Genomic DNA, 26835 nt, shown 5'->3' with positions numbered 1-26835 from the left:
TTATTTTTTACGCTTTATATGTTTTTATTACATTTCAACGAATAAAGTCTGTAGGACAAAAGCATTTTTAATTGTAGGAATAGAGAAGCTCATATTTGCCGTACGAATATTGAGGTATTCTAGTAGCTCATACTCTTTTCGCAATTTGAGTTACGATCAGCCTGTCGCAAGACAGGCTTTTTTTATTCACAGAAATTTTATTTAAAAAGTTGGCGCTCAAGTAGAAAAGTAGTGAGCACCACATCAAAATTGCGCTGTATATCTACAGGCATGTATTTAATTCTATTCTGTCCACAACGCACTCTTAGTTTTTCAAAATAAGCACTTACGGCTTCTTTATAAACCTCTTTCACATTATCAGCATACAAGTCGATGTGTTCACCTGTCTCCACATCAGTATAGCGAGAAGGCTTATTTGAGAAGTCAAAATCAACCTCTGTAGCACTGTCATAAGTATGAAATAATACCACGTCATGCTTATTATACTTCAAATGTCGCAACGCTTCAAAGAGTTCGTTTTCATGAACGTCACTTTGAAACATGTCTGTAAATAGAAAAATAAGTGAACGACGCTTCATTTTCTCTGCAATTTCATGCAGGTACTTATAAGTGTTTGTAGAAGTTCCCGTAGGTTCATTTATGGCTAGTTGAGATAATTGATCCAGCAACATGCTATGATGTCTATCGCTACCTTTCTCAGGCGCATAATATTCATACGTATCACTGTAAACAGATAGTCCTACAGCATCTCGTTGCTTTTTTAAGACATTCATTACACTAGCGGCAGCGAGTGCACTGTAACCTACTTTATTAAAACTGCCCAGCTCTTGAACTTTTACTTGAGGATAATGCATAGATGGACTATTATCTATAATAAGATGACATCTCAAGTTAGTTTCCTCATCGTAGCGTTTAGTGTAGAGTTTGTCTGTTTTGGCAAACAGTTTCCAGTCTATGTGACGCGTACTTTCTCCAGGATTATAAATTTTGTGCTCAGCAAACTCTGCACTGAATCCATGGAACGGAGATTTATGCATTCCAGAAATAAATCCTTCAACCACTTGACTGGCAAGTAAGGCTAGGTTTTTAAATCCGGCGGTTTTATTTAACTCCTTTTGAATATCCATAGCGTGAAGATACGTGACTGGAATTTATTTGCAAATAAAGTTTTTATAAAAGTAGCAGTGACTTTTTTTGATACGCTTTCGCGAAAGCATAATACCCAAAGTACATCGCATAAAAAAAGCCCATTTCAATTAAGAAATGAGCTCGTTTATAAATTATGAACTGTAACTCTAGTTCAATAATGCATCTATAGCGTCTGTGTAAGCGTTTTTAGGAGCAACTCCTACTTGACGCCCTACAACTTCTCCGTTTTGAAAAACAAGAACCGTTGGGATATTACGTACTCCGTATTTTGCAGCAAACTCTTGGTTTGCATCTACGTCCATTTTACCTACTACGGCTTTACCGTCATAGTCTGTAGCAACCTCATCGATGATAGGACCTACCATGCGACATGGTCCACACCATGCTGCCCAAAAGTCAACCAATACTGGCTTATCACTTTTTAATACTGTTTCTTCAAAGTTTGCGTCTGTTATTTCTAGTGCCATTTTATGTGCTGTTTAAATTTCTATACACAAAAGTAATCAAATCCTATTCCATTTCACAGCTTGTCATCATTGTACTTACTTATAATGATATGTAGGTTTATGATTTAACCTTAATTCACTCCATAATTAATGCCTTGCTCATCTAGTAAAGCAAGCAATTCATTAGTCACATTTACTTTCTTCAATCGGCTAGGCATGTTTAACGAGATTTTCTCTTCATGATCCACTAGATTAAAGAATAACTGGTGATCACCTTTATGTGTTTCTAGCACTTGTTGTAACCACTCGACTCTATTCTCCACTACTTCACTTATGTGGAACTGTATGGTCAATTTCTTTGCGGTGCTCGCCATTAAATCTTGTAATTGCTGCATCACTAGAAAGTTGATTCTAGGCTCTGTAGGTCGTCCTGTTTTTTTATCAATCCAGCCTTCTTTTATCTTGATTTTACAGTGAATAAAAGAGTTAGGAACTAGAAAGTGCCTGAACTTGAGGTAATCCTCATTAAACAAACGGAATTCAAAACTCTCTTCATAATCTTCAACCGTGAACATTCCCCAACCTTTATTAGTCTTAGTAATGCGATGCTGCACGTCACTGATCACTCCACAAAAAGTAAGCTCACGATTCACAAGTCCATGTAAATCTTTCAAACTACTCAATCCTGTGTTACAGAAAAATTCCATCTCCTTCTTATAGTCATCCAGCGGATGGCCCGAAATATAAATTCCCACGACTTCTTTTTCTCGTTTGAGTTTTTCCATCGTTCCCCAATCTTCACATATAGGTAACTCTGGTTCAGGAATTTGAACATCGCTCGCTTCTCCAAAAAGACTTACCTGTGCACTGTTCTCATTTTCTTGAAACTTCTGGGCATATTTCACCACTTGTTCTAGGAAAATCTGACCGTTATCAAATTCATAGAAATACTGCGCTCTGTTTTCTCCACCTAGACCATCAAATCCACCGCTTAAAGCTAGTGCCTCAAAGGACTTCTTATTTGCCGCACGCAAATCTATGCGCTTAGCCATGTCAAAAATACTTTTATAAGGCGCTTCCTGACGGTTCTCAATAATAGTCATTACCGCACCATGACCTAATCCTTTTACTGCACCCATTCCAAAACGTACCGCACCATCTTTGTTTACCGTAAACTTATAATTGGATTCATTTACATCTGGTCCCAGCACTGGTAATCCCATGTGCTTGCATTCATCCATAAATTTAGTCACATCCTTGATTTGGTTCATGTTGTTAGACAGTGTTGCCGCCATGAACTCTGCTGGATAATTTGCTTTTAAATAAGCCGTTTGATAACCTATCCATGCATAACAAGTCGAGTGCGATTTGTTAAATGCATAAGAGGCAAATGCTTCCCAATCTTTCCATACTTTTTCTAGAATCGTTCTATCATGACCATTTGATTCTCCATTATCTAGGAATTTAGGTTTCATTTTTTGAAGGGTTGCCATTTGCTTTTTACCCATCGCTTTTCTCAATACATCGGCTTCACCTTTTGAGAAGTTTGCCAGTTTTTGAGAAAGGAGCATTACTTGCTCTTGATAAACGGTAATTCCATAAGTCTCTGACAGGTATTCTTCCATACCATCAAGGTCATAAGTAATCTCCTTAACACCATGTTTTCTATCGATAAAATCTGGAATATATTCTAGTGGTCCAGGACGATATAAAGCATTCATGGCAATCAAATCTGCAAACTGCGTAGGTTTTAAATCGCGCATGTACTTTTGCATTCCAGCACTTTCATACTGGAAAATCCCTACTGTATTTCCTTCTTGAAAAAGTTCATAAGTTTTTACATCATCTAGTGGCACCGATTCTATATCAAGATCAATCTGGTGTCGATCTTTTATAATTGCGACGGTATCTTTAATTTGACTTAGTGTTTTGAGTCCTAAGAAATCCATCTTCAACAATCCAGCACTTTCTACAACTTCATTATCAAATTGAGTTACATATAAATCTGAGTTTTTAGCAGTTGCTACAGGTACGAAATTTGTCAACGCATCGGGTGTGATGATCACTCCACAGGCGTGCACACCTGTATTTCTTACAGAACCTTCTAGAATACGAGCTTGTTTCAATGTCTCGGCCGCGAGGTCTGAACCTGCTGCGATACGTCTTAATTCCTCGACCATATCTGCATCTTCTCCACGGAACTTGCTTCTTATTTCATTATCCTCAAGGGCAAAAATCTTTTTGAGTTTAGAAAAATCAGGAATTAATTTTGCGATATGATCTGCTTCGTTAAGCGGTAAATCTAGTGCTCTTGCGGTGTCACGTATGGAGGATTTAGCCGCCATGGTACCATAAGTAATAATTTGTGCCACTTGACTCGCACCATATTTCTCAATTACATAATCCATCACCTTATATCGATTCTCATCATCAAAATCAATATCAATATCGGGCATACTTACACGATCTGGATTCAAGAAACGCTCAAAAAGTAGGTCATAATGTATAGGATCTACATTTGTAATCCATAGACAATAAGCAACTACACTTCCTGCCGCACTACCACGACCAGGTCCTACAGCCACGTCCATTTCACGGGCAGCTTTTATAAAATCCCAAGTAATCAAAAAGTAACCTGGATAACCTGTTTTGCGTATAGTATCTAACTCAAACTCTAGTCGTTCTTCAATCTCTGGAGTAATTTCTCCATAACGTTTTTTTGCACCTTCATAAGTGAGGTGTTTCAGGTAAGAGTTCTCACCACGTTTTTTATTATCGTGCTCGTCTTGAGCATCTAGAAACTCTGCTGGAATATCAAACTTAGGTAAGAGTACATCCATTGCTAGCTCAAATTGCTCAATTTTGTTAAGCACTTCACTTATGTTTGAAATCGCCTCAGGTAAATCTTTAAACAGCTGCTTCATCTCAGCACCAGACTTGTAATAATATTCCTGATTAGGCAATCCATAACGATAACCACGACCACGACCTATAGGTGTAGCTTGTTTTTCTCCATCTTTTACACAAAGTAAGATATCGTGAGCATTGGCATCTTCTTTATGGACGTAATAAGTATTATTAGTAGCAACTATTTTGATGTTATGCTTTCGCGAAAGCGAGACCAACACATCATTTGCTCTTTGTTCATCTTCTTGTATATTACTCATAGACGAGCCGTGGCGCATGAGTTCTATATACAAATCTTCACCAAATTGCTCTTTCCACCACAATAGTGCTTCTTCGGCTTGTTTTTCTCCTAGATTGAGGATTTTTGAAGGCACTTCTCCATACATATTTCCTGTAAGAACGATGATGTCTTCTTTAAATTCCTCAATGAGTTTTTTGTCAATTCTAGGCACGTAGTAGAATCCATCTACATAGGCTTTACTCGACATTTTGGCTATGTTGAGATAACCGTTTTTATTTTTTGCAAGAAGCACAATTTGATAACCGTTATCCTTGTGTGTTTTATCATTCATGTCCTCACAGACAAAGAACTCGCAACCCAAAATAGGTTTTATGGGTTCTTTTTGCGGTCCATCTTCCTCTTGATTTACTAAACTCGCATTATGCGCTTTTACTGCTTTTATGAAATGAAACGCGCCCATCATGTTTGCATGATCTGTCATCGCAACGGCAGGCATATCGTTTGCTGCAGCTGCTTGGACTAAATCTTGAACACTTGCAGTAGATTGTAATATAGAAAACTGAGAATGTGAATGTAAATGAGCAAATGGAACCTCATTGAGTTCAGATAAATTCTCCTTTATTTCCTGATTTGTCAGTTCCGGCTCTGCAGCTTCAATGAGTTGTGCTGAGGCTTGTTTTAGATTCACATGTCTTATTCCAGCCGGTTTAATCATCGCTGGATTTGCCTCTTGGAAACGTACAAAATAATCGTCTGCAACGTCGAGCTGCTGTTTAGTATATTGCTGTTTACGGACGAGTTCTAGGAAACATCTGGTTGTTGCTTCCACATCGGCAGTAGCGTTGTGGGCTTCTCCAAAGGGTTGATTGAATAAGAACTGGTGTAGCTCTGTAAGTGTAGGCAGTTTGAACTTTCCACCACGTCCACCTGGGATTTGACATAATTGTGCGGTATGTTCGGTACAGGTATCCAGCACTGGTATTTCTTGCAAGTCGTTTGCAATTTGAGTGCGCTCAAACTCTGCTCCAGTTACATTTAAGTCAAACTTTAAATTTTGACCTACGACAAATTTTGCTTTACTGAGTGCAATGTTGAATTGCGATAGCATCTCCTCAAGCGGAATTCCTTGTTGCTCAGCAAGTGCTGTAGAAATACCATGAATACGCTCTGCATCATATGGAATATCAAAGCCATCTGGCTTAATCAGAAAGTCTTGATGTTCAATCATATTTCCCATCTCATCGTGTAACTGCCATGCGATCTGAATTACTCGTGGCCAATTATCCACATCAGTATATGGTGCATCCCAGCGTTTAGGTAATCCTGTGGTTTCAGTGTCAAAAATGAGATACATACTCTATGGGTTATTGGGTTGATAGGTTCTTATTTTTTTTGAATTAAAAAATTAAAAAACTGAATCTTATAAAACAAATAAAAAGCTCACCTTCAGATACTTAAAAATTAAAACTTTTTAAAAAGTTGAACTTTAAATATAGGTTATTGATAAGCTTTATAAAAATTGAGTTATGAACATTAACCTATTTAAACTGAAAACATATTGTAATTCCCATAAGTTCTTAAAAACAGAAAAAGACCTCTATTAGGAGGTCTTTTTCTTAATTTTAAGTATGTCTAATCAGATTAGTAATTATTATAAATCTCCGTAAATATAAGCTGATGTAGGGATGTTACCTTGTCCATCAACAAATTCAGCATCTGGCACCTCTATTTTAAACGAGTGAGCACCAGCTGCCAAATTTCCTAAATTATAAACACGAGTAGGGATTGCATCACCAGGACACCAGTTATTAAAAGACGTCCAGTAACTAAGCGGTTGTGGTGTGCTTTGATAAATTCCATTTCCTTGTGTATTATAACGCCTATATGGCTCACAAGATTTACCTCCAGGAATGTAGGTGTCTACATTTATATTATCAAAATAAATAAAGTGCTGGCGTCTATTATACTCTTCACCACCAGTGTTTGCACCATGATTAGAGGTTATAACAACTAGTTGAGCAGCATTTATAGCAGCATTTAAGTTGATATTAAATGTACGTGTGGTCTGTCCCATAACGTCCGTAGCATTTGCAGAATAATTGTTAAGAGGCGCATCAGAACAAATAGGTTCAATTGCTTGCGGTACCGGAATTACATTTGCATTTGTAGATTTAAAATTCACTGTTCCTCTAAAGACATCATTTCTACCAGCACAGCCAGAAACTTGAGTATTTGCTGCATAAGGAACACCAAAAACTCTAAACTCTAAATAAAAATCAAAGGCAGCATTTAAACTTGTATCATTAAGTATTTTTGCAATGTTATTTGCATCATAATTATAAGGGACTTCATCGGGCATTCTATTCTTATTCATAAATGGAGTAATAAAACGGGCTATTTCAAAACGGTCAACTACATTATTTACATCAAAGGTTGTATTCTTTGCGATTGTATTTAAAAACAAGTGACCACCTCTATCATAATTATCACATAAAGCACCGATAATTATTTCTATCTCTAATTCATCTCCACTAATCTGACTTATATCAGAAGCTTCAATTTTTGTAAAGTAAGTATCATTTGATTTTCTAATTACACCAGGTGGCACTGGATCACTAACTACAGCGGCATATCCATCATAAAACACAATTTCATCAAAGAATTTAACTGTGGTTGGATTCCCCTTAACCTCTAGTGTTACAGGATCAGCTGTTAGGGTTGTACCATTATGATTATAAGTTGCCGTTGCAGTAAACTCTCCTAAACTGGTTGCTGTATATGTATTATCTGTTAAAGCAACACCATCTACGAAAAATGAAGCATCTGCCGTATGATTAACATCATTATCGCCTATGACACTGAGCGTAAATACTTGGCCTAATTCCTTCAAATAGCTGTCAGAACCTAATGTAACACTAGTTAGTGGAGCCGCTGTAGCCGTAATAATCACATCATTACTTTCTAAAGTTCTATTATTAATACTGTAGGTCGCTATGACCCTAAAGTCACCAAATGTATTGGGCGTAAACTCAGAAGAGGTTTGAGGTGTGCCATTTACCACATATCGCACATCATTTGTAATATCCACGTCAGTATCAGTGGTTACAGATAAATACACGACATTATTTGCTTGAACTGTGGTAGTTGATGCACTGAGCGTAATCTCTGTAATTTTTGGGGCTGTTTCTTCCTTGTCACATGATACGATGGCTACAAATAATAGCAAGAACATCATGTAGGACGTTTTTAAATGTTTCATAAATTTTAAATTAGTTTTGGATTCCAAATATAAAATTCTGTAAGCACTAAAAAAGCATGATGTTTCTTTTTTACTATATAAACTGCTGCTTTTCAACCTTTTTTGACAATTATCAGAATCATTATCGCTGTATTAATTGAATTAAATTAATGAATCCATTAATTAAGAAAAGTATCTACATTATTTATTTATAATAGTGAGAATAATAAATAAAAAACCCTTTTGATTTCTCAAAAGGGCTTTCCAATCAATAATCTATGGAAATTATGCTATAGTTTCCATCGCACTAACTTTATTTAATGAATGCTGGATGTTATCTCTATGTTTAGTCAACAATGAATTTGTTGATGGTGGCAATGTTGTTTCAGAGATAATTGAGTTATACTCTTCCACTGCAGCTTTTTCCCCACGTATTGCCTCTTCTAGAATTGTTTCTTCATTATTTGACGTAAATGTGGATTTTATGTTCATCCATGCTCGATGCGCATCTCCTTTAAAGCTTGTTCCTTTTTCTGGAGACTCACCATAACTTCTTATTTCAGTCTTTAATTCATGACCGAAGTTATATCGTTCCTGAGCTTGTTGGGTGAAAAAATCTTTTAGTCTACGACTTTCTACTTTGTCTTTGGCTAGTTTATATCCTGCCTCAGCATCGTAATTTTTTTCTAATAATTCATTTAACTTATTTGCTACTTCTTCTGTATACTTCATAATATTTGTTTGTATGGTTAATAAATTAATTACACCTCAATATACAAGCACAATACAGTGTTTATCGCACGATTAACAAGGGTTTATAGGAATCTTAGCATAGATTTAGGGTTATGAGCTCAATTATTATAGAGTTGTTAAATTGATTAACTTATAGCTTCAATTTGAGCAATAGAAAACCTTACAGATTTTGATAGCCTGTGAGGTTTATGTTTGTACGCTTTCGCGAAAGCGTATAAAAAAACGGCTTTACAAATTGCAAAGCCGTTTTTATCGTTTTAGTTAAGTCATTTTTTTATGAGCCGCACATCTCACAATCATCACCATTGCTGGCAGCTTCTTTAGCGCGTTGAAGTATCATTCTGTATTCTTCTTCACTCATTTCATCACTCTCTGTGATTACATTTGTGTTTTCAATAGAGCTTGCTTGATTCATCACCTTTGCTGCTGCAGGAGCACTATCATCTATAAATAGCGATTGCGTTTGTCCTGGTTGTGGTGTCGCTGCTACTGGAGTAACTGGCTGCACTGAAGCCGCCTGTACTGGTGCAGCTGCCACTGGTTGTGTTATTTGAGCTGCAGGTGTTGCTGGCGCAACAGGCGCTGCTTTTTTCTCCTTAGTAACTGTAAACTTAATAGCGTCTACTGCTGCTTTAGTTCTCAAGTAATACATTCCAGTTTTAAGTCCGCTCTTCCATGCATAGAAGTGCATCGATGTCAATTTAGACATATTTGCATTTTCCATGAACAGGTTCAGTGATTGTGACTGGTCGATAAAGTAACCACGCTGGCGGGACATATCAATAATGTCCTTCATGCTCAATTCCCAAACTGTCTTATAGAGTTCTTTTATATCTTCAGGGATTCCATCAATAGCTTGAATAGAACCATTATTTCTCATAATAGCATTCTTCAAGGTATCATCCCATAATCCTTGATCTACAAGATCTTTTAATAAGTGCTTGTTTACTACGATAAACTCTCCTGATAGTGTTCTACGTGTATAGATATTTGAAGTATATGGCTCAAAGGCTTCATTATTTCCTAAAATCTGAGAAGTACTTGCTGTAGGCATAGGCGCTACAAGAAGTGAATTTCTCACACCATTTTCCATTACTTTGGTTCTTAAATCTGCCCAATTCCAACGGCCGCTTAATTCTTCATCTTGGATATTCCACATGTTATACTGGAATTCTCCTCTTGACATAGGTGAACCTGCAAACGTAGAATAAGGTCCTTCTTCCATAGCCATTTCCATAGAAGCTTCACAAGCTGCAAAATAAAGAGTCTCAAAAATCTCTGAGTTCAATTTCTTTGCTTCATCACTTGTAAATGGAAGGCGCAGCATTATAAAAGCATCTGCAAGACCTTGAATTCCTAATCCTACTGGTCTGTGACGCATGTTAGAATTCTCTGCCTCTTTTACTGGGTAATAGTTACGATCAATTACTTTATTCAAGTTGCGAGTTACACGCTTAGTTACTTTATAAAGTGCTTTATGATCAAAAGCACCGTCTTTAATAAACATAGGTAAAGCGATAGAAGCTAGGTTACATACTGCTACTTCATCTGGAGCTGTATATTCCATAATCTCTGTACACAGATTAGAAGATCTAATCGTACCTAGGTTTTGCTGGTTTGACTTACGGTTTGCTGCATCTTTATACAGCATGTAAGGTGTTCCAGTTTCTATTTGAGATTCTAGTATTTTATCCCAAAGCTCACGAGCTTGAATGGTCTTGCGACCTTTTCCTTCTTCTTCATACTTAGTATAAAGTGCTTCAAACTCATCTCCATAAACGTTGTACAGGTTAGGACACTCGTTAGGACACATTAATGTCCAGTGTGCATTTGCCTCTACTCTTTTCATGAATAAATCTGACATCCACATAGCGTAGAATAAGTCACGGGCTCTCATCTCCTCAGCTCCGTGATTCTTTTTCAAGTCTAGGAAATCAAAGATATCTGCATGCCATGGTTCCATGTAAATAGCAAAAGAACCTTTACGTTTTCCTCCACCTTGATCTACATAGCGAGCTGTATCGTTATATACTTTAAGCATAGGAACGATTCCGTTTGAAGTACCGTTTGTTCCACCTATGTAAGAACCTCTTGCGCGTATATTGTGAATAGACAACCCTATTCCACCAGCACTTTGAGAAATCTTTGCCGTTTGCTTTAATGTATCATAAATACCTTCAATACTATCATCTTGCATCGTTAATAGGAAACAAGAAGACATTTGAGGTTTAGGAGTTCCAGAATTGAATAACGTAGGAGTTGCGTGTGTAAAATACTTTTTAGACATCAACTCATAAGTTTCAATCGCAGCATCAAGGTCATCAATATGAATCCCGATAGATACACGCATCAACATGTGCTGCGGACGCTCTGCAATCTCACCATTAATTTTTAATAAATAACTGCGCTCTAATGTTTTAAACCCAAAGTAATCGTACCCAAAATCACGATTATAGATAATTGCCGAGTTCAAACGGTCTGCATTATCTTGAATTACTTTGTAGACCTCATCTGAGATCATAGGTGCTTTTTTCTCCGTACGAGGATTCACGTACTCATAAAGATCTGTAACTACTTCACTAAATGTTTTCTTTGTGTTTTTATGCAGGTTAGAAACAGAGATACGCGCTGCAAGACGTGCATAATCTGGATGAGCGGTGGTCATCGTTGCAGCAGTCTCAGCCGCTAGGTTATCAAGTTCACTTGTAGTAACACCATCATATAATCCATCGATGACACGCATGGCAACTTTTACAGGATCCACGTGATTACTAAGGCCGTAACATAATTTACGTACTCTCGCGGTGATCTTGTCAAACATTACTGGCTCTTTCTGGCCGTTTCTTTTTACTACAAACATATTGAACTCGGTTTTTTGGGTTTAGAGAAAAGGATTTTCATCCCTTTATCTAAGATTTGGGTTATTACTTATGAGAACGTCAAGTGATATTCTCTATTCTATATATGGAACAACCTTAAAGGCTGTAAAACTTTTATCTAAAAGTCAGCGTCTAGAGAGAAAGAATCCATCTCTGTTTTACCTTCTTTAGTGCTGTTCATTACTCCAGCCTTTTGATATTCACCTACTCGTTTTTCAAAGAAGTTAGTCTTTCCTTGAAGGTTGATCATATCCATGAAATCAAATGGATTAGTAGAATTATATACTTTTTCGCATTCTAGCTCTACTAATAAACGGTCTGTTACAAACTCTAAGTATTGAGTCATCAATTTTGCGTTCATTCCTATTAAACTAGCTGGAAGAGATTCTGTAATAAACTCACGCTCGATATTAAGAGCGTCCACTATAATTTCTGTGATACGAGCTTTAGGCACTTTATTAATCAAGTGGTTATTATGTAAGTGTACCGCAAAGTCACAGTGCATTCCTTCATCACGAGAGATTAACTCGTTTGAGAATGTTAAACCAGGTAACAATCCTCTTTTCTTTAACCAGAAAATAGAACAAAAAGCTCCTGAGAAAAAGATCCCTTCTACCGCAGCAAATGCTATCAAACGCTCAGCAAAAGATGGGCTATCGATCCACTTCATTGCCCAGTCAGCCTTTAACTTAATTGCAGGGAAGTTTTCAATTGCTTTAAATAATTGATCTTTTTCTTTATCATCTTTTACATAAGTATCGATAAGTAAAGAATAAGTCTCAGAATGGATATTTTCCATCATGATTTGGAAACCGTAGAAAAACTTAGCCTCAGAATACTGAACTTCGTTAACAAAGTTCTCTGCAAGGTTCTCATTTACAATTCCATCACTTGCCGCAAAGAAGGCAAGAATGTGCTTGATGAAATAACGCTCGTCAGAGTTTAATGAATTTTCCCAGTCGGTAACATCTTGATGAAGATCAATCTCCTCTGCAGTCCATATACAAGCTTGTTGTTTTTTATACCATTCCCATAGATCATGATGTTGAATCGGGAAGATTACAAATCTATCTGGGTTATCTACTAAAATGGGTTCTACTGTCGTCGCTTGCATAATGTCCTCTTTAAAAATTATTTAATCTGTTGTTACTTGGGACTAACAAATATCAAAAATGATTGAGAGGAAAAGTGGGAATTCCTAATTTGCTTTTAAACAAGTTTTCAACACTCGTTTTACTCATTGACTACGTTAACAAAACTTTAAAATAGTCCTTTAAATTACTGAATTTAAACTAGTTGTGATTTCGTCTAACTTTCCTTACGTTTCATAGAAACAACATTCTACAAGTCTATATTTCATCACTATTGAGCGACAAATTTCACGTTCTTTCCTACAAAAAAAATTAAAAAATAATTTAGAAAGTTATCCACGCTTTCGCGAAAGCGAATTCAAAAAACTCATTTTTAAAAACGCAGATTTAAGAATTTGAAGAGAAACTTTGAGCTATTTCTTCCAGTTCTTCATACCAAGCAATTCCAAATTTACGAACGAGTGCTTCTTTCAAAAATTTATAGACCGGAACGCCTAATTCTTCACCGAGCGTACAGGCGTCATCACAGATTTGCCATTTGTGATAATTCACCGCTTTAAAATCTGTGTATTCCTGAATGCGTACAGGATATAAATGACATGAAATAGGTTTATAAAATGAAGTCGCACCATCTCGATATGCCGCCTCAATACCACAAAGTGCGGTGCCATCTTCCTTAAAAGTCGTGTAAGCACATTCTGCTCCATCCACAAGTGGTGTCTCTAGTTCACCGTTTTCACGTTCTATCCACGTGCCTTGAGATTCAATCGCCGCGATACCTTCTGGACGTAAATAAGGTTTTACTTTTTCATATTCTCGATCTAGAATGTCGAGCTCTTTTTGTTCCAGTGGTGCTCCTGCCTCACCTGCCACACAACACACTCCTTTACAAGCAGTGAGATTACAGACGAAGTCTTTTTCAAGTACGTCATCTGATACGATGGTTTTTCCTAGCTGAAACATAAAGTAGTATTTGAGCTGCAAAGATATTCAACTATACTATAGGAACATTATTTAACTAGGAGTTGATACTTCTTTTAAGAAAAAGAGATGTTCTAAAAGTGATATCCTGCACTATTATAATAATTATATGGAATAAATATTAACCTCAGTTTAATTGCTAAAATGAAATTTTGCATGAACTAATATTGTAACTATAATTCTCTAGACAGACTCTATTCTATTGATTTTAAAACTTTAATTACATAAAGAAATTGATAGGAAAACCTTGGATTTATGTGTTCCGTAAAATTTTTGGGGTTATCTTGCTTGCCACAGTGATAAAGTTATTTATAGTTTATTTCAAAGTACTTTTTTAATGAAAATATTCATCTATATATTAATGGGTCTCGCGGTTGTAAATCTGATCTTTAATGCAACTAAACTCGATTTTAACAGCCCTATGCAAGGTGATAGTCAGATTGCTGTGATAAGCATTCTTGCAACGCTTTGCGTTTTCATACTGCTGGCTATTTTACAGGTCTCTCTTAAAATTAAAGAGAAGCACGAGAAACGATAGGTTCCATTTTGCAGTCTTGTTGCTACTTATATTTATAGGAAATCCTTATAAAATCTACTTATTCAACTCTAGCACTTTTTGAATCATGCGGTCGTGTTCATTGAGGATTTTTATTTTTGCCTCAGTGTTAAATAATTGCTCTGCAAGTGAAGACTTGATAATAGTAGAAATCTCATCTCTATAACCTGGCAAGGAAATACTCGTATTATATAATTGAGCATATTGGATAAAGTCTTCCATCACTAATTCTGGAACACTATAAGTTTCCATAAAATCTTCTTGAGACATATTGCGCAATTTCATACCATCGTTTTGCAAATAACGATTGGTAAATTGATCAGCAAATCCTGTTCTAGCAAAATACTCTAGAGTTTGAAGTATGTAGCCATCGGCACTAGGAACAAACACGTCTGGGATAATACCGCCACCGCCATAAACCACTTTTCCACCTGGCGTGATTCGTTTCAAAGAATCATTTACTTCAATGTTTGAAGCATCTTCTAGCTCGCCATTATTATATCTATCAATGTATTCCTTATAATAATTTTCATTTCCATCCTCATAAGGACGCTGGATACTGCGACCTGTAGGCGTGTAATATCTAGAAACGGTTAATCGTACTGCGCTTCCATCACCTAATTTTATCTCTTGTTGCACCAGTCCTTTACCAAAACTGCGTCTTCCTATAATAGTTCCAACATCATTATCTTGTAAAGCTCCAGCAACTACCTCACTGGCGCTGGCGCTATTTTCATTAATAAGAATATAGACTTTCTTGTCCTCAAAATCACCTTCACTAGTGGCATAAGAATCTTTACGGTCGTTATTGCGATCACGCTGGAACACGATAAGTTTTTTGCGAGGTAAAAACTCGTCGGCCATTGAGATAGCGGCATTTAAAACTCCACCAGGATTATCTCTTAAATCTACTATTAATTCTTGAGCACCTTTATCGAGAAGTTCATCAATAGCTGCATCAAATTCCTTCTCAGTAGATTCTGCAAAACGATTGACCTTTATATAACCTAGCTGATCGTTAATCATATACGTTGCCTCAATACTATTAATAGGAACATTACCTCTTACTACAGGTATGTTAAGCACATTAGAATCTCCAGCTCTCAAAACTCCTAGCATTACTTTAGAACCTTCTTCACCTTTGAGAACATCAGTATTTACAGCATCTACACCATAGAGCGGTTTCCCATCTGCAAATAATAATTTATCGCCACCTCTAATTCCAGCTCGTTTGCTAGGACCACCATCGAGAACATTTAACACAGAAATCGTATCCTGATTCACAAAAAAGCGAATTCCGATTCCCACAAAGTCGCCACGCATCTGGTCTGCGACTTCTTCCATCTCATCATTTGAGATATAGACAGAATGTGGATCTAGATTAGCAAGGATTCCATTAACTGTAACATCTACTATACTGTCTGTATTTACCTCATCCACATATCGCTGGTCGATGATGTCTATGAGTTTATTGAGTTTGCGTTTTTTGGCATTGCTTGCCATTAATAATCCATCACTTGTACCACCATTATGCAATAGATAACCTAGCCCTATTCCTAGAGCGACCGCTATTCCTAAAAACAAAGGATAATATACTTGTGATTTTTTCACTTAATCGAGTTGGTTTATATGTTCTACTTGAACGCCAGCTTTTTGCAGAAATTGCAAACCGCTATCATCTTTATATCCTTCTACATATACAACACGTTTTATACCACTTTGATGAATCAACTTGCTGCAATCTTTACATGGTGACATAGTAATATACAGCGTCGCTCCGGCACAAGATTGTGTAGAACCTGCTACTTTAAGAATCGCATTTGCCTCAGCATGGAGCACATACCACTTTGTATATCCTTCATCATCTTCACAGAAATTCTCAAAACCGCTAGGTGTTCCATTATATCCGTCGCTTATAATCATACGATCTTTCACCATGATAGCACCTACTTGACGTCTTTTACAATGAGACAATTTTGCCCATTCTGTAGCCATTTTTAAATAAGCTACGTCGTATTTATGTTGTTTTTGATCAATCAATTTATTTGTTTTTTTACGCTTTCGCGAAAGCGAAGTTAAAAGAAAGCGTAATTAAATACTCCTTACCAGATCCATCGAGCAATCAACATAGGGATCACCATTCCCAAAATAATTCCTGAAGTTACCTGAACCCAATCCTTTTTACTGAAACGGAACAATCCCGTAAACAGAAAGTTAAGAACCAGCACAGCTAGAACGATTACTAGTTGCGCACCTTCTATTCCTAAAGCATATTCTAAAAGTAGTAAAAATTCATTATCACTACCACTCGCAAGCATCTTATAAGCGCTTGAAAACGCAAATCCATGAACTATTCCAAAGAATAAAGATATACCAATCCCTATCCATGGCGCATTATCCCTATGCCTGTTTCCTGCAGTAAAAATGTTATATAATGCTGTAATGGCAATCGTTACAGGTACTAAAAACTCAATGTACCTACTAGAGAAAGTTACGCTTGCAAACGCAACCAGCATTAACGATACGGTATGACCTATAGTAAAAGCGGTAACCAGCCACAATAATTTTTTCCAACTTTTAAATAGAAACGGTACTGCAAGTAGCGCAATGAAAAGAATGTGATCATAAGCTTTCCAATCCAGCACGTGCTCAAATCCAAAAATAACATTGCGTAAGAAATCCTCCATTGAATACTAATTTTAAGGCAAAGATTCAAAAATAAGATTTTAAGTGTTGTCCCATAAAAAAATCCAGAACATTTCTGATCTGGATTCTCAAAGTACCTCAGGCCGGAACCTGCCTGCCGGCAGGCAGGTCGAACCTTTATTTTATATTCTCACGCATTCTTTTCAATTGTTCTTTTCCTGTTCCTGATTTCCAATATTTCTCTCTAATTCTAGCTTCGTCCCTTGTTTCTAACTCCTCAGAGTACAACAGAATAAAAGGCGCGTACGGTTTTGTAGTCTTATTTTTTCCAGAATTATGTCTTTTTAAACGTTCTTCTAGTTCAGAACTTAATCCTACATAAATATAATTTCTATAAACAGAACTTAATGCGTAAACTGTAAACATGCCCTAAAATTAAAAAATCCAGAACATTTCTGATCTGGATTCTCAAAGTACCTCAGGCCGGAATCGAACCGGCACGCCCGAGAGCATTGGATTTTGAATCCAACGTGTCTACCAATTCCACCACTGAGGCAACAAAAATTGGAATGCAAAAGTACATTATATTTTAAATTCCACACCTTATTTAGAGTGATTTTTAAAGAGATAGAATAAAAATATCTGTACATTTGCAGCCTTAAAATCAGGAGTCTAAATCATTTTAAGATGACTAACACCATGACAGAAGCAAAATTATTCGGTTGTAGACAAAGTATGGACCTTGCAAAAGCAGTAGCTAAGCAATACGGTGCATCACTAGGTCAAGTAAATTTCTCTACGTTTAGCGATGGAGAGTTTCAGCCGTCTTTTGAAGAATCGATTCGTGGTCGTCGCATCTTTATTATAGGTTCTACACATCCTAGCAGTGATAACTTAATGGAGTTATTATTAATGCTGGATGCTGCAAAACGTGCAAGTGCTCGTCATATTACAGCCGTGATTCCTTACTTCGGTTGGGCGCGACAAGATCGTAAAGACAAGCCTCGTGTACCTATAGGTGCAAAAATGATCGCAAAAATTCTAGAAAGTGCTGGTGCAACTCGCATCATTACTATGGATTTACACGCAGACCAGATTCAAGGATTCTTTGAAAAGCCAGTGGATCACCTTTTCGGTAGTGCGCTATTTATACCTTATTTAAAGAGTTTAAATTTAACTGACCTTACTATTGCTTCACCTGATATGGGTGGTTCTAAAAGAGCTTATGCATATGCAAAAACTCTAGAAAGCGATGTAGTAGTATGTTATAAACAACGTCAAAAAGCAAATGTGATATCTCACATGGAGCTGATAGGTGATGTGACAGGAAAAAATGTAGTTCTAGTAGATGACATGGTCGATACTGCTGGAACATTAACTAAAGCTGCAGACGTAATGATGGAGCGCGGTGCAAAAAGTGTAAGAGCTATTTGTACTCATGCGATTTTATCTGGTCAGGCTTATGAGAGAATAGAAAACTCTCAACTCGTTGAATTGATAGTAACTGACTCTATCCCTTTAAGAAAAGAAAGTGGAAAAATAAGAGTCCTTACTTGTGCTTCTTTATTTGCTGACGTTATGAAAAGCGTTCAAAATAATGAATCGATCAGTTCTAATTTTATCATGTAATTTCAATAATTAATTAATAAACAACAAATGAAATCAATCACGATCAACGGATCTACAAGAGAAAGCGTGGGCAAAAAGGCAACTAAAGCCCTACGTAATGCTGGATTGGTACCTTGCGTAATTTACGGAGGAGACAAACCAGTGCATTTTCAAGCAGAAGAAAAAGCATTTAAAAACCTTATCTACACCTCTGACGCAATGACAGTTGTTATAGACCTAGGTAAAGATGGGCAATTTGCAACTATCGCTCAAGATATGCAATGGCACCCAGTAAAAGAACAATTATTACACGCAGATTTTTATCAAATCTTTGATGACAAGCCAGTAACTATGGAAGTTCCTGTAATGCTTGAAGGTTCTGCACGTGGTGTACTTAATGGTGGTGTTCTACGTAGAAATAACCGTCGTTTAAAAGTAAAAGCACTTCCTGCTAACCTGCCAGATTATATCAAAATTGATATCTCTGATATGAAGATAGGAAACAAGAGATATGTACGCGACTTACGTGTGCCAGAATTTGAAATCATGCACCCAGACAGTGTTGTTGTTGTAATGATCAAAACTTCTCGTACTGCAATTGTGGACGAAGAAGAGGAAGAAGAAGTGGAAGCTGGAGATGTACCATCAACTCAAACTGATGATGTAGCTGCAGTAAAAGAAGATTAATTTCTTTTATCAAATATTTACAAGCCGTAAGATTAATTTCTTACGGCTTTTTTTATTTTTAACGCATGATAATAGCCATTCAAAAATGGTGGAGCTCGTTATTTAAAGAGCAGCCCATTGAAAAAGAACATGACATGAAAAAATTTCTCATTATAGGATTAGGAAACATAGGAGAAAAATACAGTGAAACTCGTCATAATATAGGATTCAAAATACTCGATGAAATCGCTCGAGAAAAAGACGCATCGTTTGAAACACTGACTTTAGGCGACGTAGCAACTATTACACATAAAGGAAAAAAAATCACTTTACTCAAGCCTAGCACTTATATGAATTTAAGTGGTAAGGCTATTAAATATTATATGAATCAAGAATCGATTCCTAAGGAACAAATTCTTGTAGTTACTGATGATTTGAATTTACCATTTGGCACCTTACGCATGAAAGCAAAAGGCACTGATGGTGGACATAATGGTTTAAAAGACACACAAATCAAGCTCAACACACCTAATTATCCTCGATTGAGATTTGGCATCTCAGACGAATTCTCAAAGGGTCGCCAGGTAGATTATGTTTTAGGTGAATGGGATAAAGAAGAACAAAAATCACTACCTGAACGCATAGGAAAAGCAGCCGAAGCTTGTTTATCTTTCACGCACGCAGGACTCGCAAATACCATGAATCAATTTAACGGTAAATAATTACTCTTTAATTAATTGCTTCACCACAGTATTTCCATCGACATTAATTTTTACTAAATACATTCCGCTCGCCCATTGACTCGTGTTAATTTGGGAAGTAGCAGTTTGTAAGTTTTGGGATGTAATAAATCTTCCAGCCATATCATAGATTTGGTATTCTGCTTTCGCGAAAGCGAGATTCCCCAGCTCCACGGTAACAACTGTCTTTGCCGGATTAGGATATAATTTAATTTCACTCAATAGTAAATCTGGCGTAGATAATGTTTGAGTTCCACAAATGTCTAGTGACCAGTTATTCAAGCTACCGCCATCTTGTTCTGTATCATCTGCTACAGTAAGTGTCCAATCACCTATCGAATTCTCTCCATTAAAAGCTGAGAATAATTCTACTGGTAAAACAACTCCGCTAATAGTAGGTGCAGAAAATGTACAATTAATAGGTGAACCACTATCAGTAAAGGTTGCAAACATATCATTACGATTATTACAACGATCCTCTACTATTATAATTTGCGTTCCAGACGGGCTTGTGAGATAAATATCAATATCGCTCATCCATGTATGTGACAAGTCTATATTTAGTGAAACTTCAGTGATAACCACATTATTAGTTATAGTAATAATTGAATCTATAGATGATGGTGGACCTTGACTTATAGCAACTGGAATAGTCGTTGCTAACTCATTACTACAAATTAGATTTGCCGTTCTAAAACTGCGCACCATGCTATAATTTCCTTCACCACAAACATTTCTATTCTTAACACGCCAGTAGTAGACCGTGTTTTCAATAAGAGTTGACGTTGTTATAAATGAATTTGTTGGCGTAGTAGCGATTTCTATGATGTTTGTAAAACTAGCATCGGTAGCAAGCTCTACATCATACTCTTGAGCGCCTGCCGTTGCGCTCCATTCTAAAGTCGGAAATAAAGCCACGTCAACAGCACTATCCTGAGGTTCCACTAAAGTAACTGTAGTCAAACCAGAATTCAACACGTCTAAAGTTAAACCTGTAGAACGCATAGTGGATCCTGCCATTCCTTCAAAAGTCAAATTATAACTTCCTACCATCGATGCAGTCAATCCAGTTATAGTAATATTTACTGGTGTATTATCATTTGTAACTGTTGATGGAGTAATGTTTACAGTAGAGCCAGCTGGCGCGCCTAATAAAGATAAAGTCGTAGGCGAGTTAAAACCATTGTACGTTCTATAAGTAAAGTCGTAAACAGCATCTCCAGGAAGACATATTTCCTGACTTAAATCAGTGGTGCTTAATGAAAACTCATCGCTTGTAATTGTAAAATTACTTGAATTTACAGCATAGAAAACATTTCCATTTGCTCTTATCATTATACGAGCTTGAGTGGTCGCGCCTACATTAGGAATAACAACTGTTTCAGTTCCATCATTAAGTGTTGCACTAGCTACAATGTTTGGAAAAGTTAAACCACCATCAGTCGATAATAGAATATCTACCGAACTTGTATTTACAGGCGCTAAGTCAGTACCAGCAATATCCCAATTAATAATTGCAGCCTCTCCAGTATTATACGTTTCATTAATGTTTTGACTCGTTACTTGAAATGGCCCAGCGACACCATCTACCGTAATATTCATTAAATCAGAATCGTTCTGACCTATGTTTGAGTTGTATTTTCTAACTGTAAAAGCAAACTCCATAGATCTAGCAACAAATGGCGTCACTTCAAAATCGGGCACTAAATTTCCTTGAACCACATTTGCAAGCGGTGGGAAATAGCGAGTAGGAACCGTGACAGATGGCCTAGAACGATACATTGGCCCAACTACTCTAGTAGGATCAGGTCCTGCACTACTATTAGGGTTTTCTGGATCATTTTGTTCCCAATTATAAGTCACCGTATCTGCACCTAAATTACTAGCTGTTCCAGTTAATAAGAAGGCTGTACCATAAGGAATGATGTAATCAGCTCCAGCATCTGCAACTGGTGCTGTTATGGAAACGTTTGTTATTACGGCACATGAACTAGAAACACCTGATTGAATATTATTAGTAATGTCTCTTATGTTTACATAATGAAAATAATCGTTTGAATTGTTCTGAACATTAGGATTGCATATTCCTGCATATGCCATGATCGTGCTACCACTACCAGGCTCTACTTCAGTCTGACCGCTTCCACTTCTACAACCATTTGATGCCATAGAATGATAACCACCGAACTGGTGTCCCATTTCATGAGCGACATAATCGATATCAAAAGGATCTCCAGTCGGGTTTGCTTGACCTGTCATTCCACTACCTTTTTGACCAGCTTGACATACACAACCTATACAACCAGCATTTCCTCCACCAGACGTATTGAAATTATGTCCTATATCATAGTTTGCATTTCCTATTCCAGGAAAACCTTGCCCAGCAAGATCTCCATCAATTAAATCCTGCGTGCGCCCATTAAAATTATTAGTATAAGGATCCAGCGATGTATCTCCATAATAAAGAAGCACATCATTGTTTGCTACAAAAACCATATTTACAGCCAGATCTCTTTCATAGACTCCATTCACACGATTCATGGTGATGACTTGCTGCGCTTGGATATTAGCTCGTTTTTGAGCATCGGTTCCATTCCCGGCAAAGATGTTACCGTACTCAGCATTACAAGAAATTGCCACTCTATAGGTTCTTAGAGAACTATCATCTGCGGCTTTTTGAATTTGTGTGGCACTTTCACTTCCAGTTCCTATAACTGTAGCATCATCTGTGAGACATTCAAAATCTTCTTTAATTTCTGGAAGTGCAGAGCGATCATAAATGATATAAGTATCATGATTTTGTGTAAACGGATCTGTATAAACGGTAGGCGCACCAGGAATAAACTCTATGTTATGAAATCCATGAGGCGTTATTGAAAAACGAATCACGTGAGCAGCGTCGTTAATATTAAATCCTATATAGGTTTTAATTTGTGGATATTTAAGAGCCAGCGGTCGCTCCATAGATTCCGTCTCAAATACTTCAAAATCATTAAAATCTCCAGTAGCATTAGGCATTCTCACAATCACTGTTGAATTTGCAACTGTAAATCTTTGCGGCGCATTTGCGACGTGTTGCTGTAATCCATCTACATTGAGTTTAAAAACTTGAAAAGTCTCGGGAATAAAACGACGATTTTCTAAATTTTCAGTAGGTATTTGTGGAGCAGGTTGCCAGTAGTTTTGCGCTTTCGCGAAAGCGAAATTCAACACCATTACGAAGCTAAAAAAATATTTCATAGGGAATTATAAGCTCACAAAATACTGCTTGTTTGCGGTATGTACAAACATTTGTATAAACCTCTGGTTTTTTAGCACATTTCGTCGAGAATATTTTAATTTGCGATGGCAGGAAATAACAACATTATTCTATTGAATATATTTGAAAACATAGCTTCTTATAAAGCTCAAAAAGGTGCGGTAGTAACGATTGGAACTTTTGATGGTGTGCATCACGGCCACCAGAAAATACTACAACGTGTCACAGAAATTGCCCAACAGCAATCTCTTACCAGCGTTTTATTGACATTTTTTCCGCATCCTAGAATGGTGCTTCAACCCGATGCTGACTTGAAACTCATTAATACCATTGAAGAGCGACAGCAATTAATCGCGGCAAATGGAATCGAGAATATAGTCACTCATCCTTTTTCACTTGAATTTGCTAGAACGAGTGCTCTCGATTATGTGAAAAATATCCTCGTTGATCAATTAAAAGCGGCTGTGGTTGTAATAGGTTATGACCATCGTTTTGGCAGGAATCGTGCGGCGAGTATTAATGAACTTGAAGAATATGGCAAAGAATTTAATTTTCAAGTCATACAAATTTCTAAAAAAGAAGTGGAAGAAGTTACTGTAAGCAGCACTAAAATAAGAGCTGCAATAGAAGCTGGCGACATGGAAACCACGCATAATTACTTGAACAGATTTTATAGCGTGCAAGGAATCGTAGAAAGCGGAAAAGCAATAGGGCGCACTATAAATTATCCAACTGCAAATCTCAAAGTAGCTGAGAATTACAAATTACTTCCTAAAAACGGTGTTTATGTAACCAGCAGCATGATAGATGGAAAACGTGTGTATGGAATGACTAACATAGGCGTGAATCCTACGATATCAGATAATGCTCAAAAAACCATTGAAACTTACTACTTAGATTTTAATGGCGATTTATACAACTCGCAAATGCAGTTATTTTTTCACAAAAGATTGCGAGACGAGCTTAAATTCAACTCTATTGAAGAGTTAAAAGTCGCCATGAAACAAGACGAATTAAACACCAGAGCTTATGTTCAGCAAATGGGATAATTGGCTTTTCAAACAGGTAGATAATTCTGCGCTGGTATTATTCCGCATGTTTTTTGGGCTATTACTGGCTTGTGAGGCTTTTGGTCACATAGCTCTAGGAGCGGTAGATAAACACTTTTTACAACCTCAATTTACCTTTACTTTCATAGGCTTTGAGTTTCTAGAACCATTACCAGCACCATTAATGTATGGTTTATTTGTTCTTATGGGAATCGCTGGACTTTTAGTCATGGTAGGCTATAAATATCGTGCAGCGATGTTGTTTTACGCAATTGCCTGGACCTATGTTTATTTACTTCAAAAAACTTCTTATAACAATCATTATTACTTATTGATGTTGCTTAATTACATCATGGTATTTTTACCTGCAAATCGTTCTGTATCGCTAGATGCAAAGTATAATCCAGTGTTGCGCAAGGAACATATGAGTCGCTGGATATATGCTTTTATAATCGCTTTTTTATTCATAGTCTATTCTTATGCAAGTGTGGCAAAGTTTTATCCAGACTGGATGGATACTTCTTTCCCTAAACATTTAATGAAAATAAGAGCTGGCGACTGGAATATATTACAATATGAATGGGCGCACTGGGCGATTATGATTTACGGACTCACATTTGACCTATTAATCATCCCATTATTGCTCTGGAAACGCACTCGAGTGATTGCTGTGATTGCATCTTTCTTTTTTCATATTTTTAATTCTATCATATTCAAGATAGGTATCTTTCCTTATCTCGCACTGGCGTTTTTAGTTTTCTTTTTTAACCCTAAAACTATTCAAAAGCGATTTTTCAAAAAGAAAAACTTCTATGAAGGTGATGAAGTGATAATTCCTGCCCTTAAAAAGCCATTATTAATAGTGAGCACTGGATTTTTGCTTGTGATGTTATTATTACCATTGCGTCACTGGTTGATTCAAGACGATGTACTTTGGACCGAAGAAGGTCATCGCTTAAGCTGGCGTATGATGTTGCGCAATCGACGCGGTCATACTACTTACTATATAGAAAACAAAACTACTGGTAGTCGCAAACCTGTGAATTATGACGATTATCTCACAAAAAAACAATCTTATAGTGTGCAAACCAAACCCGATTTCATGTGGCAATTTGCACAACGACTTAAAGAACTCCACGCTGCTGAAGGCGAGGACATTGCAGTCTATATCGATGCCAAGGTAAGCATCAATGGTCGCCCGATGCAACAGTTTACAGATAAGAAAGTAGATGTAGCTGCTCAAGAATGGAGTCACTGGTCACATACTGAGTGGATTTTACCATCATCTCTCTATGAGAACAAGGAATAAATGGTAATTTTACCAGCTTAGAATTTAAAACGATTACCATGTTACAAATCGCAGCTATACGCGAGCATAAAGAAGCTTATGCACAAGCACTTAAAAAGAGAAACATTGATGCATTGCCATTGTTAGAAAACGCCATTTCAGTTGATGAAACTAGACGTTCTCTACAAGCACAACTTGATGAAACACTTGCTACAAGCAACAAACTTTCTAAGCAAATAGGCGATTTATTCAAGTCTGGCAAAGCTCAAGAGGCAAACGAACTCAAAGCTCAAACAGGCGATTTAAAAGAAAAATCTAAGCAACTCAACGACGAGTTAAATGTTGCCGTTGAAGAATTACAAAACATACTTTATACGATTCCTAACGTACCTCAAGACAGCGTTCCTGCCGGAAATAGTGATGAAGATAATGAGGTAGTTTCTGAGCATGGTGTGATTCCTACGCTACACAGTGGTTCAAAACCACACTGGGAACTGGTGAAAGATTATGATATTATCGATTTCGAACTAGGTAATAAAATCACTGGAGCAGGTTTTCCTGTTTATAAAAGAAAAGGTGCTCGTTTACAGCGTGCATTAATTAATTATTTTCTAGATAAAAATACCGCTGCTGGTTATGAAGAAATGCAAGTACCGCATTTAGTAAATGAAGCTAGTGGTTATGGAACTGGTCAACTACCAGATAAAGAAGGACAAATGTACCACGTAGGTGTAGATGATTTATACTTGATTCCTACTGGAGAAGTGCCTATCACAAACATTTATCGTGGTGATTTATTAGAATCTAAAGATTTACCTATCGCCATGACTGGTTACACACCATGTTTCCGTCGTGAGGCAGGTAGTTATGGAAGTGATGTGCGTGGTTTGAATCGTTTACATCAATTTGATAAAGTAGAAATACTACGTATTGAGCATCCAGATCAGAGTGATGGTGCACTCGACGCAATGGTGGTTCATGTTAAAGAAATTCTTGAGGAACTAGAATTGCCATATCGTATTTTAAGATTGTGTGGTGGTGATCTTGGATTTACCTCAACGCTCACTTATGATTTTGAAATTTATAGTACGGCTCAAGAAAAATGGCTCGAGGTAAGTAGTGTCTCAAATTTTAAAACGTTCCAGAGTAATCGTTTGAAATTACGTTTTCGCAATAGCGAAGGGAAAACAGAACTGGCACACACTTTGAACGGTAGTTCACTGGCACTGCCACGTATTCTTGCTGGGATTTTAGAAAATTACCAAACAGAAAACGGAATCAAAATCCCTGAGGTTTTAAAACCTTATTGCGGATTTGACATCATTGATTAATAGCCTA

20 protein-coding genes and 1 tRNA gene are annotated in these 26835 nt (G+C 36.9%); 7 read left to right on the top strand and 14 right to left on the bottom strand.

The window, feature by feature from the left end:
- Positions 1 to 197: 197 nt before the first annotated feature.
- From ACSHWW_RS01820 to ACSHWW_RS01785, 8 genes are all read right to left on the bottom strand, one after another.
- On the bottom strand, positions 198 to 1127 hold the full coding sequence (locus ACSHWW_RS01820; RefSeq protein WP_435680691.1) for a DUF58 domain-containing protein: 930 nt from the start codon (positions 1125 to 1127) through the stop codon (positions 198 to 200).
- A gap of 168 nt (positions 1128 to 1295) precedes the next feature.
- Complete coding sequence (gene trxA / locus ACSHWW_RS01815; protein ID WP_435680690.1) at positions 1296 to 1616, bottom strand: thioredoxin; 321 nt, start codon at positions 1614 to 1616, stop codon at positions 1296 to 1298.
- Between the two features lie 110 nt (positions 1617 to 1726).
- The gene (gene dnaE / locus ACSHWW_RS01810; RefSeq protein WP_435680689.1) at positions 1727 to 6097 is read right to left on the bottom strand and encodes a DNA polymerase III subunit alpha; all 4371 of its coding nucleotides are present in this window, start codon (positions 6095 to 6097) and stop codon (positions 1727 to 1729) included.
- A 297-nt stretch (positions 6098 to 6394) separates the two neighbouring features.
- A complete protein-coding gene (locus tag ACSHWW_RS01805) occupies positions 6395 to 8002 on the bottom strand; it encodes a peptide-N-glycosidase F-related protein (RefSeq protein WP_435680688.1) in 1608 nt (535 codons plus the stop codon).
- Between the two features lie 264 nt (positions 8003 to 8266).
- Positions 8267 to 8713 (bottom strand): ferritin-like domain-containing protein, encoded by a 447-nt coding sequence (locus ACSHWW_RS01800; RefSeq protein WP_435680687.1) that lies wholly within the window; start codon positions 8711 to 8713, stop codon positions 8267 to 8269.
- A 295-nt stretch (positions 8714 to 9008) separates the two neighbouring features.
- A complete protein-coding gene (locus ACSHWW_RS01795; protein ID WP_435680686.1) occupies positions 9009 to 11594 on the bottom strand; it encodes a ribonucleoside-diphosphate reductase subunit alpha in 2586 nt (861 codons plus the stop codon).
- Between the two features lie 137 nt (positions 11595 to 11731).
- Positions 11732 to 12727, bottom strand: a complete 996-nt coding sequence (locus ACSHWW_RS01790; RefSeq protein ID WP_435680685.1) for a ribonucleotide-diphosphate reductase subunit beta — start codon at positions 12725 to 12727, stop codon at positions 11732 to 11734.
- Between the two features lie 364 nt (positions 12728 to 13091).
- Positions 13092 to 13667, bottom strand: coding sequence for a DUF3109 family protein (locus ACSHWW_RS01785; protein ID WP_435680684.1), 576 nt, complete (start codon positions 13665 to 13667; stop codon positions 13092 to 13094).
- A 355-nt stretch (positions 13668 to 14022) separates the two neighbouring features.
- On the opposite strand from ACSHWW_RS01785, the gene ACSHWW_RS01780 reads away from it, so the two are divergent.
- Positions 14023 to 14223 carry a hypothetical protein gene (locus ACSHWW_RS01780; RefSeq protein ID WP_435680683.1) on the top strand — a complete coding sequence of 67 codons (201 nt, stop codon included), beginning with the start codon at positions 14023 to 14025 and terminating at the stop codon, positions 14221 to 14223.
- Between the two features lie 54 nt (positions 14224 to 14277).
- On the opposite strand, the gene ACSHWW_RS01775 is transcribed toward ACSHWW_RS01780, so the two are convergent.
- The 5 genes from ACSHWW_RS01775 to ACSHWW_RS01755 all read right to left on the bottom strand — a co-directional run bounded on the left by ACSHWW_RS01775 (position 14278) and on the right by ACSHWW_RS01755 (position 17443).
- The gene (locus ACSHWW_RS01775; protein ID WP_435680682.1) at positions 14278 to 15852 is read right to left on the bottom strand and encodes a S41 family peptidase; all 1575 of its coding nucleotides are present in this window, start codon (positions 15850 to 15852) and stop codon (positions 14278 to 14280) included.
- Entirely contained in the window at positions 15853 to 16281 is a 429-nt protein-coding gene (locus ACSHWW_RS01770) for a deoxycytidylate deaminase (RefSeq protein ID WP_435680681.1), read from the bottom strand.
- A 62-nt stretch (positions 16282 to 16343) separates the two neighbouring features.
- A complete protein-coding gene (locus tag ACSHWW_RS01765) occupies positions 16344 to 16928 on the bottom strand; it encodes a HupE/UreJ family protein (RefSeq protein WP_435680680.1) in 585 nt (194 codons plus the stop codon).
- Positions 16929 to 17064: 136 nt separating this feature from the next.
- The gene (locus ACSHWW_RS01760) at positions 17065 to 17313 is read right to left on the bottom strand and encodes a GIY-YIG nuclease family protein (protein ID WP_435680679.1); all 249 of its coding nucleotides are present in this window, start codon (positions 17311 to 17313) and stop codon (positions 17065 to 17067) included.
- 48 nt (positions 17314 to 17361) lie between these two features.
- Positions 17362 to 17443 (bottom strand) — tRNA-Leu (locus ACSHWW_RS01755).
- Between the two features lie 131 nt (positions 17444 to 17574).
- Here ACSHWW_RS01755 and ACSHWW_RS01750 point away from each other — a divergent pair.
- From ACSHWW_RS01750 to pth, 3 genes are all read left to right on the top strand, one after another.
- The gene (locus ACSHWW_RS01750; RefSeq protein WP_435680678.1) at positions 17575 to 18516 is read left to right on the top strand and encodes a ribose-phosphate pyrophosphokinase; all 942 of its coding nucleotides are present in this window, start codon (positions 17575 to 17577) and stop codon (positions 18514 to 18516) included.
- Between the two features lie 27 nt (positions 18517 to 18543).
- On the top strand, positions 18544 to 19182 hold the full coding sequence (locus ACSHWW_RS01745) for a 50S ribosomal protein L25/general stress protein Ctc (protein WP_435680677.1): 639 nt from the start codon (positions 18544 to 18546) through the stop codon (positions 19180 to 19182).
- 65 nt (positions 19183 to 19247) lie between these two features.
- Positions 19248 to 19883 (top strand): aminoacyl-tRNA hydrolase, encoded by a 636-nt coding sequence (pth, locus tag ACSHWW_RS01740; protein WP_435680676.1) that lies wholly within the window; start codon positions 19248 to 19250, stop codon positions 19881 to 19883.
- On the opposite strand, the gene ACSHWW_RS01735 is transcribed toward pth, so the two are convergent.
- Positions 19884 to 23141 carry a reprolysin-like metallopeptidase gene (locus ACSHWW_RS01735; RefSeq protein WP_435680675.1) on the bottom strand — a complete coding sequence of 1086 codons (3258 nt, stop codon included), beginning with the start codon at positions 23139 to 23141 and terminating at the stop codon, positions 19884 to 19886.
- Positions 23142 to 23246: 105 nt separating this feature from the next.
- Between ACSHWW_RS01735 and ACSHWW_RS01730 the strand changes: the two genes are divergently transcribed.
- Genes ACSHWW_RS01730 through serS form a run of 3 tightly spaced genes read left to right on the top strand, consistent with a single transcriptional unit; the run spans position 23247 to position 26828 of the window.
- Complete coding sequence (locus ACSHWW_RS01730; RefSeq protein ID WP_435680674.1) at positions 23247 to 24209, top strand: bifunctional riboflavin kinase/FAD synthetase; 963 nt, start codon at positions 23247 to 23249, stop codon at positions 24207 to 24209.
- A complete protein-coding gene (locus ACSHWW_RS01725) occupies positions 24190 to 25518 on the top strand; it encodes an HTTM domain-containing protein (protein WP_435680673.1) in 1329 nt (442 codons plus the stop codon). The genes ACSHWW_RS01730 and ACSHWW_RS01725 overlap by 20 nt, the downstream gene beginning before the upstream one ends.
- A 38-nt stretch (positions 25519 to 25556) precedes the next feature.
- Complete coding sequence (gene serS, locus ACSHWW_RS01720; RefSeq protein ID WP_435680672.1) at positions 25557 to 26828, top strand: serine--tRNA ligase; 1272 nt, start codon at positions 25557 to 25559, stop codon at positions 26826 to 26828.
- Positions 26829 to 26835 lie beyond the last annotated feature (7 nt).

The organism is Nonlabens sp. (assembly GCF_051251825.1).
GTDB lineage: Bacteria > Bacteroidota > Bacteroidia > Flavobacteriales > Flavobacteriaceae > Nonlabens.
Note: the sequence above shows the minus strand (reverse complement) of the source record. Positions and strands in the feature narration are given on the sequence as shown.